This is a genomic window from Paenarthrobacter ilicis (assembly GCF_016907545.1).
Lineage (GTDB): Bacteria > Actinomycetota > Actinomycetes > Actinomycetales > Micrococcaceae > Arthrobacter > Arthrobacter ilicis.
The window spans coordinates 1,245,019-1,262,321 of sequence record NZ_JAFBCD010000001.1; the positions used below are offsets into that span (position 1 = coordinate 1,245,019).

At 64.2% G+C, this 17,303-nt stretch carries 10 protein-coding genes and 1 tRNA gene; 10 read left to right on the top strand and 1 reads right to left on the bottom strand.

Annotation, left to right across the window (positions count from 1 at the left end):
• Positions 1-26: 26 nt before the first annotated feature.
• Complete coding sequence (locus JOE60_RS05815) at positions 27-1,850, top strand: ABC-F family ATP-binding cassette domain-containing protein (protein ID WP_167264691.1); 1,824 nt, start codon at positions 27-29, stop codon at positions 1,848-1,850.
• 327 nt (positions 1,851-2,177) lie between these two features.
• Here the strand turns inward: JOE60_RS05815 and JOE60_RS05820 are convergent, their stop codons facing one another.
• Positions 2,178-2,777, bottom strand: coding sequence for a TetR/AcrR family transcriptional regulator (locus JOE60_RS05820; protein ID WP_167264960.1), 600 nt, complete (start codon positions 2,775-2,777; stop codon positions 2,178-2,180).
• Positions 2,778-3,054: 277 nt separating this feature from the next.
• Here JOE60_RS05820 and JOE60_RS05825 point away from each other — a divergent pair.
• From JOE60_RS05825 to JOE60_RS05865, 9 genes are all read left to right on the top strand, one after another.
• Positions 3,055-3,126: transfer RNA gene (locus JOE60_RS05825), tRNA-Gln, on the top strand.
• Positions 3,127-3,246: 120 nt separating this feature from the next.
• Positions 3,247-4,740, top strand: coding sequence for a bifunctional UDP-N-acetylglucosamine diphosphorylase/glucosamine-1-phosphate N-acetyltransferase GlmU (gene glmU, locus JOE60_RS05830; RefSeq protein WP_167264692.1), 1,494 nt, complete (start codon positions 3,247-3,249; stop codon positions 4,738-4,740).
• A gap of 2 nt (positions 4,741-4,742) precedes the next feature.
• Complete coding sequence (locus tag JOE60_RS05835; protein WP_204814852.1) at positions 4,743-5,723, top strand: ribose-phosphate diphosphokinase; 981 nt, start codon at positions 4,743-4,745, stop codon at positions 5,721-5,723.
• A gap of 315 nt (positions 5,724-6,038) precedes the next feature.
• On the top strand, positions 6,039-6,617 hold the full coding sequence (locus JOE60_RS05840; protein ID WP_167264693.1) for a 50S ribosomal protein L25/general stress protein Ctc: 579 nt from the start codon (positions 6,039-6,041) through the stop codon (positions 6,615-6,617).
• Between the two features lie 108 nt (positions 6,618-6,725).
• Positions 6,726-7,310 carry an aminoacyl-tRNA hydrolase gene (pth, locus tag JOE60_RS05845; protein WP_167264694.1) on the top strand — a complete coding sequence of 195 codons (585 nt, stop codon included), beginning with the start codon at positions 6,726-6,728 and terminating at the stop codon, positions 7,308-7,310.
• A 142-nt stretch (positions 7,311-7,452) separates the two neighbouring features.
• On the top strand, positions 7,453-10,218 hold the full coding sequence (locus JOE60_RS05850; RefSeq protein WP_167264695.1) for a helix-turn-helix transcriptional regulator: 2,766 nt from the start codon (positions 7,453-7,455) through the stop codon (positions 10,216-10,218).
• Between the two features lie 41 nt (positions 10,219-10,259).
• Positions 10,260-12,923 (top strand): helix-turn-helix transcriptional regulator, encoded by a 2,664-nt coding sequence (locus JOE60_RS05855; RefSeq protein WP_167264696.1) that lies wholly within the window; start codon positions 10,260-10,262, stop codon positions 12,921-12,923.
• 472 nt (positions 12,924-13,395) lie between these two features.
• Positions 13,396-15,879, top strand: coding sequence for an ATP-binding protein (locus JOE60_RS05860; RefSeq protein WP_167264697.1), 2,484 nt, complete (start codon positions 13,396-13,398; stop codon positions 15,877-15,879).
• A gap of 79 nt (positions 15,880-15,958) precedes the next feature.
• Positions 15,959-17,284, top strand: a complete 1,326-nt coding sequence (locus tag JOE60_RS05865; protein WP_167264698.1) for a cysteine desulfurase — start codon at positions 15,959-15,961, stop codon at positions 17,282-17,284.
• The last annotated feature ends 19 nt before the right edge of the window (positions 17,285-17,303 follow it).

Consider the following 17,303-nt stretch of genomic DNA (forward strand, 5'->3'; position numbering starts at 1 on the left):
ATTCCAGCATTAGAAAGTAGCACCCATTGGCCCACCTGCTTGGCGGCGAAAACCTTACGGTTTCGTTCGCGACCCGCACTATCCTCGACGGCGTCACCCTCGGTTTGGAGGATGGCGATCGCATTGGAATGGTGGGCCGCAACGGCGACGGCAAATCCACGCTGATGCGCCTGCTGGCGTCGCGCTCCACCACCGATTCGGGCCGCGTCACCAAACGGAGCGACGTGACCGTGGGCTACCTGGACCAAGGTGACGTTCTGGACGGTGACTTGACGGTGGGCGCCGCGATCGTCGGCGACCGCGCTGACCACGAATGGGCGGCCAACCCCAAAATCCGTGAAGTCATGGGCGGCCTGGTGGGTGACGTGGATTGGCACGCCAACGTGCACGCACTCTCCGGCGGACAAAAGCGCCGGGTGGCGTTGGCCAAGCTGCTGATCGAAGACCACGACGTCATCATGCTTGACGAACCCACCAACCACCTCGACGTCGAAGGTGTGGCATGGCTGGCCCGGCACCTGAAGACCCGCTGGCGCGCCAACCAGGGCGCGTTCCTTGTGGTCACCCACGATCGCTGGTTCCTGGACGAAGTCTGCAACTACACCTGGGAAGTCCACGACGCCATGGTGGACATGTTCGACGGCGGATACGCCGCCTACGTTTTGGCGCGCGCCGAACGCGACCGCATGGCCGCCGTCGTCGAAAACAAGCGCCAGCAGCTCGTCAAGAAAGAACTTGCCTGGCTGAGGCGCGGCGCCCCCGCCCGAACCGCCAAGCCGAAGTTCCGGATCGAAGCCGCCAACGACCTCATTGCCGACGTGCCTGATCCCCGCGACTCGGTGGCCCTGAACAAGATGGCCACCGCCCGTCTGGGCAAGGACGTGTTGGACCTGGAGAACATTTCCCTCGACTTCCTGGACGGAGAAGAGGGGCAGAAGCTCTTTGACAACATCACCTTGCGGCTGGCCCCGGGCGAACGGCTGGGGCTGGTGGGCGTCAACGGTGCCGGCAAATCCACCCTGCTGAAATTGCTTAACGGCGAAATCCAACCAAGCTCAGGCAAGGTCAAGCGCGGAAAGACCGTGGTCACCGCCGTATTGACCCAGGACGTCAAAGAACTGGACGATGTGTCCGATCTCCGCGTCATTGAGGTGATCGAGCGCGAGAAACGGTCCTTCAGTGTGGGCGGCAAGGAATTCACCGCCGGCCAACTGGTGGAGCAACTCGGGTTTACCAAAGAGAAGCAGTGGACCCCCGTTTCGGACCTTTCCGGCGGTGAGCGCCGGCGACTTCAACTTCTGCGCCTGCTGGTGGGGGAGCCCAACGTACTGATGCTCGACGAGCCCACCAACGACCTTGATACCGACACCCTTGCCGCCGTCGAGGACGTTCTGGATGGTTGGCCGGGAACGCTGGTGGTGGTCAGCCACGACCGTTACCTGCTGGAGCGTGTCACCGACAACCAGATGGCACTCCTGGGCGACGGGAAACTCCGTGGGCTTCCCGGCGGTGTGGACCAGTACCTGGAGCTGCGTGAGGCGGCCTTGGCTTCCGGTGCCCTGGCTGGGTCGGGTGCGCCAACGGCCGCCACCGGTTCTGCTTCCACTTCCTCTTCCGGTGCTTCGGAAGCCGAAAAGCGCGAAGCCCGCAAGGACCTGAACAGGATCGACAGGCAGCTGGGCAAACTCTCCCAGCAGGAAGAAAAGCTCCACACCCAGATGGCTGCCAAGTCCGAATCCGGAGACTTCGACGGCCTGGGCCAGCTCAATGCGAAGCTTCAGGAATTGCTGGAGGAGAAAGAGGGCCTGGAACTGGAGTGGTTGGAAGCCGCCGAGACGATCGGGGAGTAGCCGCCCAGCCGGTGGCGGTCAGGGGTGTTGCTCTCTCACATCCCGTCGGGTTTTGGGGGTTGCTCTCTCATGTCCCGTTGGGTTTTGGGGGTTGCTCTCTCACGTCCCGTCGGGTTTTGGGCGTTGTCAGCGAGTTTGTGAAACCAGTCGGGAAGAACCGCGGGCTTGGCAGCTCCCAGCAGAGATAGCATGGCGCACTCGATCCTGACGGACTTCCCTCCGTTCGCGGCAGAGCGTGGGGCGGGATGTGAGAGAGCGTCCGGTAAAAAGGGGCGGGATGTGAGAGAGCGTGCGGTAAAAAGGGGCGGGATGTGAGAGAGCGACGGGTTAGCTGTCGGTGCGCAGCTCGGGTTCCTTCTTCAGGCCCGTCAAACCGTTCCACGCCAGATTCACCAAGTGTGCCGCCACCACGCGTTTGTCCGGCTGGCGGCTGTCCAACCACCACTGGCCCGTCATGGCCACCATGCCCACCAGCATCTGCGCATACATGGCGCCGTCAGCGGCACTGAGTCCGCGGCGGGCAAACTCATCGGACAACAGATGCTCAACCCGCGCCGTGACGTGGGAGAGCAGCGTGGAAAAGGCACCTTCCGGCTGGGACGGCGGGGAGTCCCGCATGAGGATGCGGAAGCCGTCCGTCCTGTCTTCGATGTAACCCAGGAGTGCCAGGGCAGCGCGCTCCACCAGGACACGGGGCTTGGCATCGGCACTCAGAGCCTGGGTGATGGAATCCAGCAGGATCCTGAATTCGGTTTCCACCACTTGGCGGTAGAGGCCCTCTTTGGAACCGAAGTGTTCGTAGATCACGGGTTTGGAAACCCCGGCCGTCGCGGCGATTTCCTCAATGGTGGTGCCATCCAGTCCACGGGCTGCGAAGATGGCCCTGCCGATGCCGATCAGTTGTGACTTACGTTGCTGTCCCGTCATCCGCACGCGTACTGCCGGACCGTTGGAAACCGTGCCGGCGGGCTCGGAATCGGCTGCGGGGCGGGGGATTTCGGCGTGCTTGCTCACCCCACCATCATGCCCCAGGTGGGCCCGCCCGTGGCGAAGGAAGTGCCACGATGGTGCGTCGGAAAGGGACCGGCTGGCCGTCGAGTCGCGAACCACGCAAAGGTCATGGCAAACTAGATGCTTGTGTGTGCATCCCGGTGATCCGGGAGGCGCTCCGGGCATGCCGCCCGGCAGTGTGAAGCATGCACGGTCCGCTCTGGTGTAATGGCAGCACCCCGGCCTTTGGAGCCGTGGAGTATAGGTTCGAATCCTATGGGCGGAACGGTCGGAAATGCGCCTCTCTCTGTACCTGTTGCGGCTCGCTCAGCGCCTGCGGACACAGACGGTTGGCAGCAGCCGAAGCCGGGTTACCCGGGACAAAGCGAGCAAGGAGAGCCAGTACGTGAGCCCCGAAACCACCGGTCCCGCAGCGGTCATAGTCCTGGCAGCAGGCGCCGGCACGCGCATGAAGTCGCGGACTCCGAAAATTCTCCACGAAATTGGCGGCCGCTCCATGGTGGGCCACGCGCTGCTGGCAGCGCGCTCCATCAACCCCGCCACCTTGGCCCTGGTTGTCCGCCACGAGCGTGACCGCGTGGCAGAGCATGTCACCGCGCTGGATCCCGAAGCCCTCATTGTGGACCAGGACGATGTTCCCGGCACTGGCCGGGCTGTCCAGGTAGCGCTGACCGCACTGGATGCTGCCGCGGAGCTTTCAGGCACCGTGGTGGTCACTTATGGCGACGTTCCGCTGTTGACGGGCGAGCTCCTGGGCGAACTGGTCACCACCCACGAAGCCGAAGGCAACGCCGTGACTGTTCTCACTGCCGTCCTTGACGATGCCTCCGGCTATGGACGTATTCTCCGTGCCGGCGATGGAACGGTGACCGGCATCCGGGAGCACAAGGACGCCAGCGAAACCGAGCGCGCCATCCGTGAAGTTAATTCCGGTATCTACGCGTTCGATGCCGCGGTCCTCCGCGCCGCACTTGGAAGCGTCACCACGGACAACGCCCAGGGCGAGATGTACCTGACGGATGTCCTTGGCCTGGCGCGCGACGCCGGGGGGCGCGTTGCCGCCGTCGTCACTGAAGACCGCTGGCAGGTTGAAGGCGCCAACGACCGTATCCAGCTGTCCGCACTGGGCGCCGAGCACAACCGCCGGATCATCGAGTCCTGGATGCGTGCCGGCGTGACCGTGGTTGATCCCGCCACCACCTGGATCGATTCGACCGTGTCCCTGGATGAGGACGTCCGCCTCCTGCCCAACACCCAGCTCCACGGTTCAACGACGGTGGGCCGCGACGCCGTCGTGGGTCCGGACACCACCTTGACCGACGTCAAGGTCGGTGAGGGCGCCAAGGTGACCCGCACCCACGGTTCGGGTTCCACCATCGGGACCAAGGCAACCGTGGGCCCGTTCACGTACCTCCGTCCAGGCACGGTTTTGGGCGAGACGGGCAAGATCGGTGCCTTCTACGAGACCAAGAACGTGACAATCGGCCGCGGTTCCAAGTTGTCCCACCTTGGTTACGCAGGCGACGCCGAGATCGGTGAAGACACCAACATCGGTTGCGGCAACATCACCGCGAATTACGACGGCGAGAAAAAGCACCGCACCGTGATCGGCTCGGGCGTGCGCACCGGTTCCAACACTGTCTTCGTGGCACCTGTCACTGTGGGCGACGGCGCCTACAGCGGCGCCGGCGCAGTGATCCGCAAGGACGTTCCCGCAGGTGCGCTGGCCCTTAGCCTGGCATCGCAGCGCAACGCAGAAGACTGGGTGATCAACAACCGGCCGGGCACAGCGTCCGCCGAGTTGGCCCAGGCCGCTCAGGAAGCCAACCTGACCTCCACATCCTCACAATCCCCGGCAACCACAGAAGAGGGCAACTAGGCATGAGCGAAATTACCGCACACGGCGAGAAGAAACTGATTCTCGCCGCCGGAAGGGCGCATCCGGAGCTGGCGCAGGAAATCGCGAAGGAGCTGGAGACCGAACTCCTGCCCATCGACGCCTACGACTTCGCCAATGGGGAAATCTACGTCCGTTCGGCCGAGAGCGTCCGGGGCACTGATGCCTTTGTGATTCAGGCACACCCGGCGCCCCTGAACAACTGGCTCATGGAGCAGTTGATCATGATCGATTCCCTCAAGCGCGCCTCTGCCAAGAGGATCACGGTTGTTTCCCCCTTCTACCCGTACTCCCGCCAGGACAAGAAGGGCCGCGGCCGCGAGCCGATTTCCGCCCGCCTGGTTGCGGATCTCTACAAGACCGCCGGTGCAGACCGCATCATGTCTGTTGACCTGCACACCTCGCAGATCCAGGGCTTCTTTGACGGTCCCGTTGACCAGCTGATGGCCATCCCGTTGCTGGCTGACTACATCCGCACCAAGGTTGAGGCCGACAACATCACCGTTGTTTCGCCGGACACCGGCCGCGTCCGTGTTGCAGAGCAGTGGGCCGAACGTCTTGGTGGCGCTCCGCTGGCATTCGTCCACAAGAGCCGCGACCTGACAGTTCCCAACCAGGCCGTCTCCAAGACCGTTGTTGGCCAGGTTGAAGGACGCACCTGTGTGCTGATCGACGACATGATCGACACCGGTGGAACCATCTCCGGCGCTGTCCAGGTGTTGAAGAACGCCGGCGCAAAGGACGTCATCATCGCCTGCACCCACGCAGTGTTCTCGGATCCCGCCGCGCAGCGCCTGGCAGATTCAGGTGCCCGCGAAGTGGTGGTCACCAACACGCTGCCGATCCCGGCTGAGAAGCGCTTCCCGTCACTGACAGTGTTGTCGATCGCGCCGCTGATCGCGCGCGCCATCCGTGAAGTGTTCGACGACGGTTCGGTCACCAGCCTGTTCGACGGCAAGGCCTGATACCAAAACCTGACGACACGGGCCATCCACCGCCCCCGGGCGCGTGGATGGCCCGTTTTTCATGGCCGTTTTCAGGAACGGGCCCGTTGGCTGCTAGAATTTCCGGGATACCTTGGCGAGGGAGAGCACATCCGGACCGCACATGCGGAACGGGTTGCGGGTCTCCGTTATCGACTGGGTCTGCATCTCCTTCGAGTACGGTGTGATGGCTGTTGTCAGCCTGTGAACGCCGGGCGTAGAAGGTCTCCAGACCTCCGCCCTTGCTGATAGACCAGTCCGGATCCCATCGGACGCCACAGTAATCAAGGAGTACACATGTCTGAGCAGAAGCTCACCGCAGAACTGCGCACCGAATTCGGCAAGGGTTTCGCCCGCCGTGCACGTATGGCCGGCCAGATCCCGGCTGTCATCTACGGCCACGGCGCCGAGCCCCTCCACATCAACCTGCCGGGTAAGGCCACCACGCTGGCCGTCCGCGTTTCCAACGCCCTCCTGGCAATCGACGTCGACGGCGAGCAGCACCTCACGCTCGTCAAGGACATCCAGCGCGATCCCGTAAAGCAGATCATCGAGCACGTTGACCTCCAGACGGTCCGCGCCGGCGAGAAGATCACCGTTGACGTTGCCATCCACGTGACCGGTGAAGTTGCTCCGGGTGCCGTTTCCGCGCTTGAGGCCACCACGGTGTCCCTCGAAGTTGAAGCCACGCACGTTCCCACCTCGGTGGAGGTCGACATCGAAGGCCGCAAGGCCGGCGAGAACGTTCTGGCTTCCGACCTGGTTCTGCCCAAGGGTTCCGCTCTGCTGACCGACGCCGAGACCCTGGTTGTCCGCGTTGCTGAAGAAGCAGCTGCAGAAGAGGAAGAGTCCTCCGAAGAAGCTGCTGCAGAGTAGTCTCTGACTGCTTGAGGCTCCAGCCTTCAAGTGGCCGGGTCCCCGCGGGATCCGGCCACTTTTTTGCCCTGCTCCACCCTTATCCTCCCGCTTCCTTAGGATGTGACCATGACTGATACCTGGCTGATTGTTGGCTTGGGCAACCCCGGCAGCGAGTACAGCAACAACCGTCATAACGTGGGCCAGATGGTATTGGATGAGCTCGCTTCCCGTGTGGGCGGGAAGTTCAAGGCCCATAAGTCGCGTGCCCAGGTAGTAGAGGGACGCATGGGCATTGGCGGACCCAGGGTGGTCCTGGCCAAGCCCATGACGTACATGAACGTCTCCGGCGGGCCCGTGGGAGCACTCTGCAAGTTTTTCGATATCGCCGCTGACCACGTGATCGCAGTGCATGACGAAATCGACATCCCTTTTAACACAGTTAAGCTAAAACTTGGTGGCGGCGAAGGTGGGCACAACGGACTGCGCGATATTTCCAAGGCCCTGGCCACCAAGGATTACTTGCGCGTGCGGGTAGGTGTGGGGCGGCCACCCGGACGGATGGAAACTGCCGACTTTGTCCTCCGGGACTTCGCCACAGCCGAGAAAAAAGAGCTCCCATTCCTTGTGGACGAAGCCGCCGACGCGGTGGAATTGCTCATGAGCCAAGGCCTGCTTGCAGCGCAGCAGAAACACCACCCGGCGAAGGCTTGAGCCTATCTTGAGGAAAGCCTGATTAAAGCCTGACGCGTCCAGGTGACCCCAGACCTACTAACTGTCTCCGCCCGACGGTAATGTGCAGGAATACGCAGGAACGTTGCGGGAGACCGCCGCGGTTGTGTACCTAAGGATGCGAATGTCGGCGGAGTTGCTCAACGGAGGTGGGGGAGGCGCAGCGAGGGCTGCGGCTCCCGATCTTGTGGGCGGAGCTGCCACTGACCGGCAGACCTGGTCGCTGCTGGCCCGCAGCCAGGACGTATCCAAAGCGGGCAAGCTGCTCGATTCCCCGGGATCCTTTGGCGTGGTCCTTACAGGGGAACGGGGGATCGGTAAATCCGGTGTGGCCCGCGCCGTTGTCTCCTCCTTGGGTCCCAAGGTCCATAGCCTCCAGCTGCGCAATACGGTGGCAGGCGCAAAGACGCCGTACGGCTGCCTGGGCTTCCTCCTGGCGCGCTTACCCTCCGAGGCTGTCAGCTCACCCACCGGCATCCTGCACGCCATCACCAAGATGATCAGGACCGAGGCCGCGGGCCGGGAGACTGTCTTCATTGTGGACAACGCCGGCGGCATGGACCCCATGAGCACCGGTGTGCTGTTGAACCTTATGGCAACAGGCACCGCCAAAGTCATCGCGACCGTCCAGCATGCCAGTGATCTCCCTGCCGACTTCCACCGGCTGGTCCTTGAAGGGCAGCTCGGAGAGGTCCAACTCAATTCCCTCAACAGGGACCAGACCAAACAGGTTCTTGGTTCGGTGCTGGGCCACTACGTGTCTTCCACCCTGGTGGCTTCCCTGCACTCAGCGGTTGGCGGCAATCCGATGCTGCTGCATGCCTTGTTGGAGGAGCAGAGGCATGCAGGCAATCTTGTCCTCAACGATTCCGTGTGGACGCTCCGGGACCGGATTTCGCTGGAAGGCGCCACGGTAGTGGAGGACTTCGTGCGCTCCAGGTTGGCGCGTGAACCGCAGGACAGCAGGACCGTCGTCGAGATCCTGGCCTGTGCCGGTCGGGCGACGCTGCTGGACTTGGCGGCGCTGGTGGGAACGGATGTACTGGTGGAAATGGAAGAGCGTGGACTGCTGACGGTGGACCGCGGTGAAGACCATTGGGTAGCGCTCCGCGACCCCTACGTTGGGCAGGTTGTCCGGAGCTGGCTCAACACCCGCCGCATGAGGGAACTGCGGCTCATGCTGCACGGCCCTAAAGAGCCCGAGCTCGAGGGCCTGGCGCCGGAGGATCTCTTGAGCTACGCCGCATGGATCCATTCCTCCGAAGATGAGCCCACGCCATCACCGGCCCTTGCCCTGGCCGCGGGAAGGGCCGCCCTGGATGATTACGATCCCAACTTTGCCATTCAATGCACACAGTCCCTGGACCAGAAGGACAGCCAGTGGGTGTCCGGACAAAGCCTGAAGGCTGCTGCGTACCTGATGCTGGACCTGCCGTTGCACGCTGCCCAGGCTTTGGACGAGGTGGACGACTCCCTGATAGCAGGCCTGGATCCCCTGGAGTTCGCTCAATTCACGGCTGCCAAGTGCCAGGCGATGATCTGGATTGATGGCCGTTCCGGACTGGTCCCGGGGGTTATAGCCGACGCCGAGGCAACGCTGCAGGCTTTGGCCGGAGCCCAGCCGGCCGGAGCCCAGCCGGCTGGAGCCCACCCCGCCGGAGTCCTGACGAGGGCGTTCAACCGGCTGAAGTTGTGCAGCTATGACTACCGCAGTTTCATGGGCGAGTACGCGGACGTCATTGATGAGCTTGAAGAAGAGTGGGCCAAGGACCCGGTTGAAGACCGGGACCATTGGTTGCGGGCGTCGTTCTTCCTCATCGAGGCCCGCTGTATGACAGGGCGCGAGCTTGATGCCTTGGACTTGGTCCACACGGTGTCCCGGCTGGTGGGTGAGGACGGCCGATCCGCCCAATTGCAGGAGTCTTTTGCCCGGCACGCTTTCCTGGCACTGCTGCTGGCCGGCCGGTGGCGGCAGTGCATTGAGCTCATCCGCAGGACCCCGCCGCGGTCTTCGCGGTTGCAGTACCGCGGGGCCCTCACTGAACTGGGCATGGGCCTGGCGTTCGTCTATGCCGGCAAACCTGCCAGCGCCGTGGAACCACTGCGGTCCGCGGTGGCCCAACTGGAGTTGCGGCCCGCCATGAACATGAACAAGGTTGGTTACGCCGCCACGGCGTTTGCCTATGCACAGTTGGGTAACGCCGTGGAAGCGGGCAGGTACCTGGATCTTTACAGGACCAGCCGTGGCGCAGGCACATACTTTTCCGAGTACGTCAGCGAGTTCTGCGCCGAGATGGCAGGCCGCTGGATGGGGGACCGGGACGTCAAGCAGCGGCTCATGGCCCGGGTCCGCAACGACATTGAAAACCAGCGGTACACCACGGCAGGCATCTGTCTTTTTGGTGCCACGGTGGAAGGCACGGATGAGGAGTACCGGCTCCTCGAGGAGATCGCATCCCACCGCCAAGGACCCCTGGCCAGGATCTCCGGAGACCTGGCCCGCGGTGCACGCAACAAGAGTTCCAGGAACATGTTGGACGCTGCCGATGCCGCCGCAGACCTGGAACTGCTGGTGGTGGAGGCGCGCTGCGTAGCCATGGCGCTGGATTTTGCGAGGGACGCCGGAGAAGCTACAGCGGCCCGCACTGCACAGCTGAGGTTGGAACGCCTGGAGCATTCAGTTCCGGCATTGCCCATCCAGCCCCGCAGCGACGCGCCGGTCCTCACGGAACGTGAGCGGCAGATTGCTAAACTCGCGGGAAAGGGTGTCAGCAATCGCGAAATCGCGATGGATATTGGGGTGTCTGTGCGAACTGTCGAAGGCCATCTGTACCAGGTGTTCACCAAGTTGGGTGTATCGTCTCGAGGCGAGCTCAATGGGCTGCTGTGACGCCTCCCTCCTGAAACCTGTCCCTCCAGCTCCGGATGCCCATGCAAGCTGAGTTCCTGGTTGGCCGTGACACCGAGATGGAGTTGGCCACCAAAATACTGCGTCAGGACGGAACCGGGGCAGTACTGATCGTGGCGGATCCCGGCATGGGCAAGACTGCACTGGCCGCAGGGATCGCTGCAGACCTGGGCAAGGACATGGTGGTCCTGCAGGTTCACGGCAGCCCCTCACTCTCAACCGTGCCCTACGGTGTCCTGACCCCTTACCTGTTGGACCTGCCGGTGGAGCAAGCTACCTCGCCGGTGGCCATCCTCCGTGAATTCTGGTCGCAGTTTGAAAAGCGCAGGGCCGGGAATGGCGCACGCCTGCTCCTGGTGGTCGATGATGCCCACCTCGTGGATGAGGGCAGCACACAGATCATGGCCGAGCTGGTCACTGCGGGATGGGCGCGCCTGGTTGCCACTAGCAAGCCCCGGCCCGGCCTCCCGCCGGCGTTGCTGCAGCTCTGGTACGACGGACTGGCTGAGCGGCTGGAACTGCACCCGCTGGAGAAGGACACAGTAGGCGAGTTCGCGGAAAAGGCACTGGGTGGTCCGGTCATGGCCACGGTCACCGATGTTCTGCACGTGGCTACCGAAGGCAACCCGTTGCTGCTCCGTACCCTCGTGGACGACGCCACAGCGGACGGCAGCCTGGTGCGCAGGAACGGTACCTGGTTGCTGACCCGCCCACTTCCGGCAGGAGGCGATGGACTCGCCGACGTCATGAGGAACAGGATTCTCCGGGCAGGCGACGCCGAGCGTGAAGCCATGCAAGTGGTTGCCCTGGCCGAACCGATTCCCGCTGCCGTGCTGGATAACCACGTTGGCCGGGACGCCGTAAGGGTCCTGATGGACAGTGGCATGGTGGTGTCAACAGACGGCCCCGGCAGTCCCGTGAAGATGCGGCACGCCGTGTACGGCGAGGCCCTCCGCCACTTGATCTCACCCGCGCGAAGTCTTCAGGTCCGGCAGCGTTTGGAGCCCCGGCTTGCCGTTGATCCGTCCACGCCGGAGGGTTTCCTGCGGATGGTGGAGTGGGCCCTCGACTGCGGAGACGACGTCGACGATGAGCGGCTGCTGCAGGCAGCCTTCCTGGCCATCAAGCAGCACCGCTTTGCCTTGGCGCTGGCGGCGGCACGCAAGGTCCGCTCCGATGGACTGCGCTCGCGGGCACGCATGGTGACGGCCATGGTTCACTTCAACGACGGCGACTTCCAGGGTGCCGCACGCCTGCTGGAAGACGGAGCCGGGTTCCTCGACGCCGACCCATCCGGGCCGTTGGGAGCAGGGTTGCTGTGGGCTGAAGCAAGGACCAGGGCGGGAGAACCGTCTGCCGGCATCCTGGCCCAGGCCGAAGCCGCCGCAAGGGTGGCCGCCGCGGAAGTGCAGGATGGCGATCCGTTGGCAGGACGCATCCAGAGGACCCTCAGGGCGTTGACACTGACGCAGCTGGCACGGAACGGAAAGTACAGCGAGCTGGCTCCGGAGCTGGACAGCTTCATGGCCGATGTGGACGCTGCCGGGCCGGAGGCGATCGTGGAGCGGATCGTTGCACTGGCAACGCGCTGCGAGCTGCTGACGGCGGACGGTGTGGCCGCGCAGGCCATGCAGGCAGGCCGCGAAGCCCTGCTGCTGGTGGAACAACACGGCGGCGACCTCCTCCATATCCCGCACATCGTGGCCCTTCGCTACGTCTTGGCGGCCCTGGGGGCTGGTGACTGGGAATCTGCTGATGCCGTCCTTGACCTTTTCGCAGACGGCTCGGCCGCGGGACCTGTGGTCTTCGGTGGTGGAGTCCATGTTCTCAAGGGGCTGTCCTCGCTGCGGCAAGGCAGGCTGGAGCAGGCCACCGCCCAGCTGATGCCCGCGGTGGAGGCCCTGCAGGTAGCGGACCCGCTGGGCCTGGGCGCCCTGGGCAACGCCCTGGCCTTCTACGCTGTGGCAAGATCGGGCGACTCAGCTGCTGTTGCCAGGCTGGCACCGCACCCTGCCCAGGACGGCAATGGAGCTGGCAACTACGCGGATGCACTTGCACGGCTCTACGTGCTTGCCGGCCAGGAGGTGCTGGAGCCGGGCAAAGGATTGGCTGCCCTGCAGCAGCTGCCGGAATCAGGGGGCCTGTATCAACGGCCGGGAGTCCTGCTGCAAAACCTGGTGCTCCGCGCCGAGCTGGGGGATCCACTGGCTTCCACAGGGATCAGTGGCACTGCAGCAGGAATGGAAGGCAACTGGGCGGCCGCATGGAGATCACTGGCGGCAGCCCACCTCGGTGGCGATGGCCAGGGCCTGGTGAACGCTGGAAACTTCCTGGCGGCCGCAGGAATGCCGGGACCCGCAGCGGCTGCTTTTGACGAAGCTGCCGTCACGTTCGACGCCCAAGGAAAACGTCCGGAAGCCCGCCAAGCAGCAGCCCTCCGTGATGTCAGCGAAGCCAACCTCGGTGATGCCTCAGCCCGTGACCCCCAGGTTGAAGCCGGCCGGGCAGTGCCTTTGACACGGCGGGAACGGGACATCGTGGCATTGGCCGTCTCCGGCCTGACGGACCGTCAGATTGCCGAAAACCTGATGGTTTCGGTGCGCACTGTGGAAGGGCATCTCTACCGCAGCTACGCGAAATTGGGCATCCGCCGCCGCGAAGACCTTGGAAATGCCATAGGTCCCTGACCAGGCACCCGGGTACTCGGTTTTCGGGATTCCACGCTACTTGGCGCGGGATCCCGCGGTATTTAACCACTTGGTGGAGTAATACTCGGAACGGGTTTGGCGAAACCAAGTAGTGTCCCGCGCCGGGACTGAGTACACCACAGTACCGCCCGGCGAAAAGGCCCCAAGTATTCGAGTACCAACTACTGATGTACGGCCTCTTGAACCCCGGCACTATTGATCTTGGAATAACGGTTCAGCCCCAAGCATCACCGGGATTCCAAGTCGCATCATCCGCATCGGTGGTCTCTCAAAGCCGATGCACCGGCTACCGCAAGGTAGTCCGGCCCTGGACGAAGCCGGCGGCGACAGAGTCTTCTGAGACCGAGACTCTCCCCCCAGCCGCCGCCGGCTTCTAGGCCAGGGACCCCGCGAAACCGCGGACCTCAAACATTCCCTCCCGGACCCGGGGACTGCTGCTGATGGAGTGCGCATGTTGCCGGATCCCTGGCTGGACGAAGACACCGTTACAGCCGGACTGCGGACAACAAGCCCCGGCAGCCAAGGGCAATTGCTCAGCCTCATCCTTTCCTCCGCAGCCTCACCGCTGGTCAACGGGATAGTGGTGGGCGGGGATCACGGATCCGGCAAGAGCCACCTGCTGCTCGCCATCAAGGCCGGCCTTGCGGACACCATGGACGTCCGCCTCTTCACCGGAACCCCGGAGTTGAAAACCACCAGCTACGGCGCGCTCGGCTCTATGACAGGACAAGGCTCCGATGCAGGACACGGCTCCTTCCCAGACAAGGGCTCCTTCCCAGACCACGGCACTGACGCGGCCGTTTCCCGCAGCCTTCAGGTCCTCCGGGCCCTGACCACCTCGCTGGGGCCGGCACCGCACCTCTACACGCCGTTGGGTGCACGACGCCGGCCCAAACGGCAGGTGGAACCGTCCAGGCCGCCCCTGGTGCTGCTGGTGGATGACATCCAGTATCTGGACCCGGCATCACTTGCCGTCCTGCTGCAGCTGATTCCGGGTTTCGGCGCCACGCTGGTTGCCACCGCGGACAGCAATAAGCCCTTGCCCACGGACCTTTACGAACTATGGGAAGACGGCTTCCTTGACCAGTACCTGATGCCGCCGTTCACGTTCGGTGACGCCCACCGGCTGTGCGAAGAAGTGCTTGGCGGCCGGGTTCAACAACGGGCCAGCAGCTTGCTTGCCGCCATGAGTGGTTTCAACGTGGGTCTGCTGTGGCGTGCACTGGACGACGCACGGCACGCTGGCCTGTTGGTGCTGAAGGAAGGCTTTTGGACCATCAACCTCAGGGTGCGCTGCGGCTGGCCGGGGGTGGTCGCTTACGTCCGCGCCGACAACGCGGAGTTGGCGGCCGAGGAACGGCAGGCCTTGGAGCTCGTGGCGCTCGCAGAACCGGTGCCCCTGGACGCCGTCGAACGTCATTTCGGACCGGCGGCCGTGCAGGCCCTCCTGGGCAGGCAGCTGGTGCGGTTGCTGCCCGGCCAGCCACCATTGCTGCGCTCGAGCTCGTGGTTGCGTGGCGAAGCCACCCGGCTTTCAGTGCCTGGGTCCCGGAGCCTCGCACTGCGCCTGGGCCTGGAGGAACCAGCCCCCAGCACCGAGGCAGCACCGCGCATGTTGCCTTGGATGATGTGGACGTTGGACTGCGGCCTGCCGCTTTCCGACGAACTTCTCCTGGCCGCGGCACCAGCGGCTGACAGGCCAACGACGGCGGAACTGGCCATCCGTGCCGCGGCGGCAGTTTCAGGACCTGAACACCGGGACGAGGCGCGGTTGCTGAGGGCCCGGGCGCTGGTGGCCGAGGGGGAGGTACGGGAAGCGGAGCTGGAATTGCAGTCACTGGCTCAGTCAACGTCCGAAGCTGTCCGCATTGACGCCGCCCACCGCCTGATGGCACTGCAGCTGCTGGGGGCCACCCCTGGCGCAGCCCGGGAGGCAGTGATGTCAGGGGACTCGTCCGGGCCCTTCGAAGAACTGATGCGCTCGGTCATGGAGGCCGAACACCTTCTGCTGGCCGGTGAGGTAACCGAAGCCCTGGATAGGTCCGCTGCTGCCTTGGCCGCAGTGGAGGCCCACCCGGACCTTGACATGTTGCGCCCGGCCGTGCTGCTCCGGCATGCAGTCTGCCTGCGGTACAACCTGGCGTGGGACCGGCTGGACGCGCTGCTGGAGGGCCCCGCTCCCTACGCGTTGCCTGCCACCATGGCCATGTGCCAGGAGGTGGCCCGTGGGTACGCCTTGGTAAGCCAGGGCTTTGCCCGCGCGGCGCGGGCAACGCTGGAACCGGTGCTGGCGGAATTGTCCGACGCCGGATTGCCGCCGGTGCGCGCCTTGGCCGGGGCATTGTTGGCTTACTCCGAGGCGCTGTGCGGTAATCCGCAGGGGGCCTTGGAACTGGTGGAACAAACGGCCTCCACGATGGGTGCTGGGGACGATGACCGTGACGGTTTCCTGTCCTCTGTGGCTTCCGTTTTCCTGGCAGCTGCCCAGGACATGGCAACGGCCCACCCCGGGCGGTTGCTGCTGGCGGCCGACAGGTTCCGTGCCGCACACGCGCCCGCGCTCGAAGCGGAGGCGCTGTCCCTGATGACCCTTGAACCCCACAGCATGGCCTTGGACGACCTGATGTTTGAGCGGCGCCTGGCCGGAGTTGGAACGTCCATCCATGGTGCGGCGGGGGCATCGTGGGCTACCTTTGCCGGCGCGTTGTTGAGTGATGATCCGCGGGGCTTGGAATCGGCGGGCCGGAGCCTTGCTGCGGAACGGCAGTTCTCCCACGCCGCCGTCTGCTTTGCCAGGGCGGCAAGGGGGTACGAGGCCCGGACCCGCAGCGCAGCCAGCCGCCGCACCCGGGCATTGGTGGAACGCTTGTTCAGTGCGTTCGACAGTGGAACGGTGCCGCCGCTGGGCTGGGTGCCGGGTCGGGCAGGAAACTGACGTGCTGCAAAGCACACGGGCAGTCTTGGAGCTCCGTGGGATAATGGAGAGTCCCTGAAGGATTTCCAAGGAGCGCCCCTTGACTGCCGTTTCAACTCCCGCCTCACTGCTGCGGTCCGTGCCCACCATGGACAACGCGGAGGTGTTGCGGATCCGGAATGATTTCCCGGTCCTGGACCAGTTGGTGAACGGTAAACGCCTGGTCTACCTGGATTCCGGCGCCACCTCGCAAAACCCGCTTAGCGTGATCGAGGCCGAGCAGGAGTTTTACGAGCAGCGGAATGCGGCTGTCCACCGTGGCGCCCACCACCTGGCCGTGGAAGCCACCGAAGTTTTTGAAGATGCCCGCCAGACCGTGGCTGACTTCATCGGTGCCAACTATGAGGAAACGGTGTGGACCTCCAATGCCACGGAGGGCCTGAACCTGATCAGCTACGCGTTGTCCAACGCAGCGTTGTGGGCTGCGCAGGGCCGTGGAAGTTCAGCCCTGAAGGATCTGGCCATCGGCCCGGGGGACGAGATCGTGGTGACCGAAATGGAGCACCACGCCAACCTGATCCCGTGGCAGGAGCTGGCTTTCCGTACCGGCGCCACGCTCCGCTACATCCCGATCACCGACGACGGCGCACTCCGCCTTGACGAGGCCGCAGGGATCGTGGGGGAGCGGACCCGCGTCCTTGCTTTCACGCACGCGTCCAACGTTCTGGGCACCATCAATCCTGTCTCCGAACTGGTGGCCATGGCCCGCCGTGTGGGGGCCCTGGTGGTCCTGGATGCCTGCCAGTCCGTGCCCCACCTGGCCGTGGACGTCAAAGCCCTGGACGTGGATTTCGCGGTGTTCTCCGGTCACAAGATGCTGGCACCCACCGGCGTCGGCGTGCTGTACGGGAAGCAGGAACTGCTGGACGTCCTCCCGCCATTCCTGACCGGCGGCTCCATGATCACCACCGTCACCATGGAACAGGCCGAATACTTGCCTGCGCCGCAGCGCTTTGAGGCCGGAACACAACGGATCTCCCAAGCGGTGGCGTTGGCTGCGGCCGTGAATTACTTGACGGAAACCGGCATTGACCGCATCCATGCGTGGGAGGCCACCTTGGGCCAGCGGCTTGTCAAAGGCCTTGAAGCGATCGACGGCATCCGGGTGGTGGGCCCGGCTTCAGGTTCGGAGCGCATCGGCCTTGCGGCATTCGACGTTGCCGGTGTCCACGCCCACGACGTCGGACAGTTCCTGGATGACCGGGGCATTGCCGTGCGCGTGGGCCACCACTGCGCACAGCCGCTGCACCGCCGTCTCGGCCTGACCGCTACTACGCGCGCCAGCACCTACCTCTACAACACCACTGATGACGTGGACGCTTTCCTTGACGCCGTGGCAGGCGTCCGAGGCTACTTCCAGGCGTGAACCTGCGTCACTGAACTTC

Coding starts and splice junctions, on each gene's coding strand:
- JOE60_RS05820 (WP_167264960.1), bottom strand. CDS start 2,777: ATGACGGGACAGCAACGTAAGTCACAACTGATCGGCATCGGCAGGGCC.
- JOE60_RS05835 (WP_204814852.1), top strand. CDS start 4,743: ATGAGCGAAATTACCGCACACGGCGAGAAGAAACTGATTCTCGCCGCC.
- JOE60_RS05840 (WP_167264693.1), top strand. CDS start 6,039: ATGTCTGAGCAGAAGCTCACCGCAGAACTGCGCACCGAATTCGGCAAG.
- pth (WP_167264694.1), top strand. CDS start 6,726: ATGACTGATACCTGGCTGATTGTTGGCTTGGGCAACCCCGGCAGCGAG.
- JOE60_RS05850 (WP_167264695.1), top strand. CDS start 7,453: ATGTCGGCGGAGTTGCTCAACGGAGGTGGGGGAGGCGCAGCGAGGGCT.
- JOE60_RS05855 (WP_167264696.1), top strand. CDS start 10,260: ATGCAAGCTGAGTTCCTGGTTGGCCGTGACACCGAGATGGAGTTGGCC.
- JOE60_RS05860 (WP_167264697.1), top strand. CDS start 13,396: ATGTTGCCGGATCCCTGGCTGGACGAAGACACCGTTACAGCCGGACTG.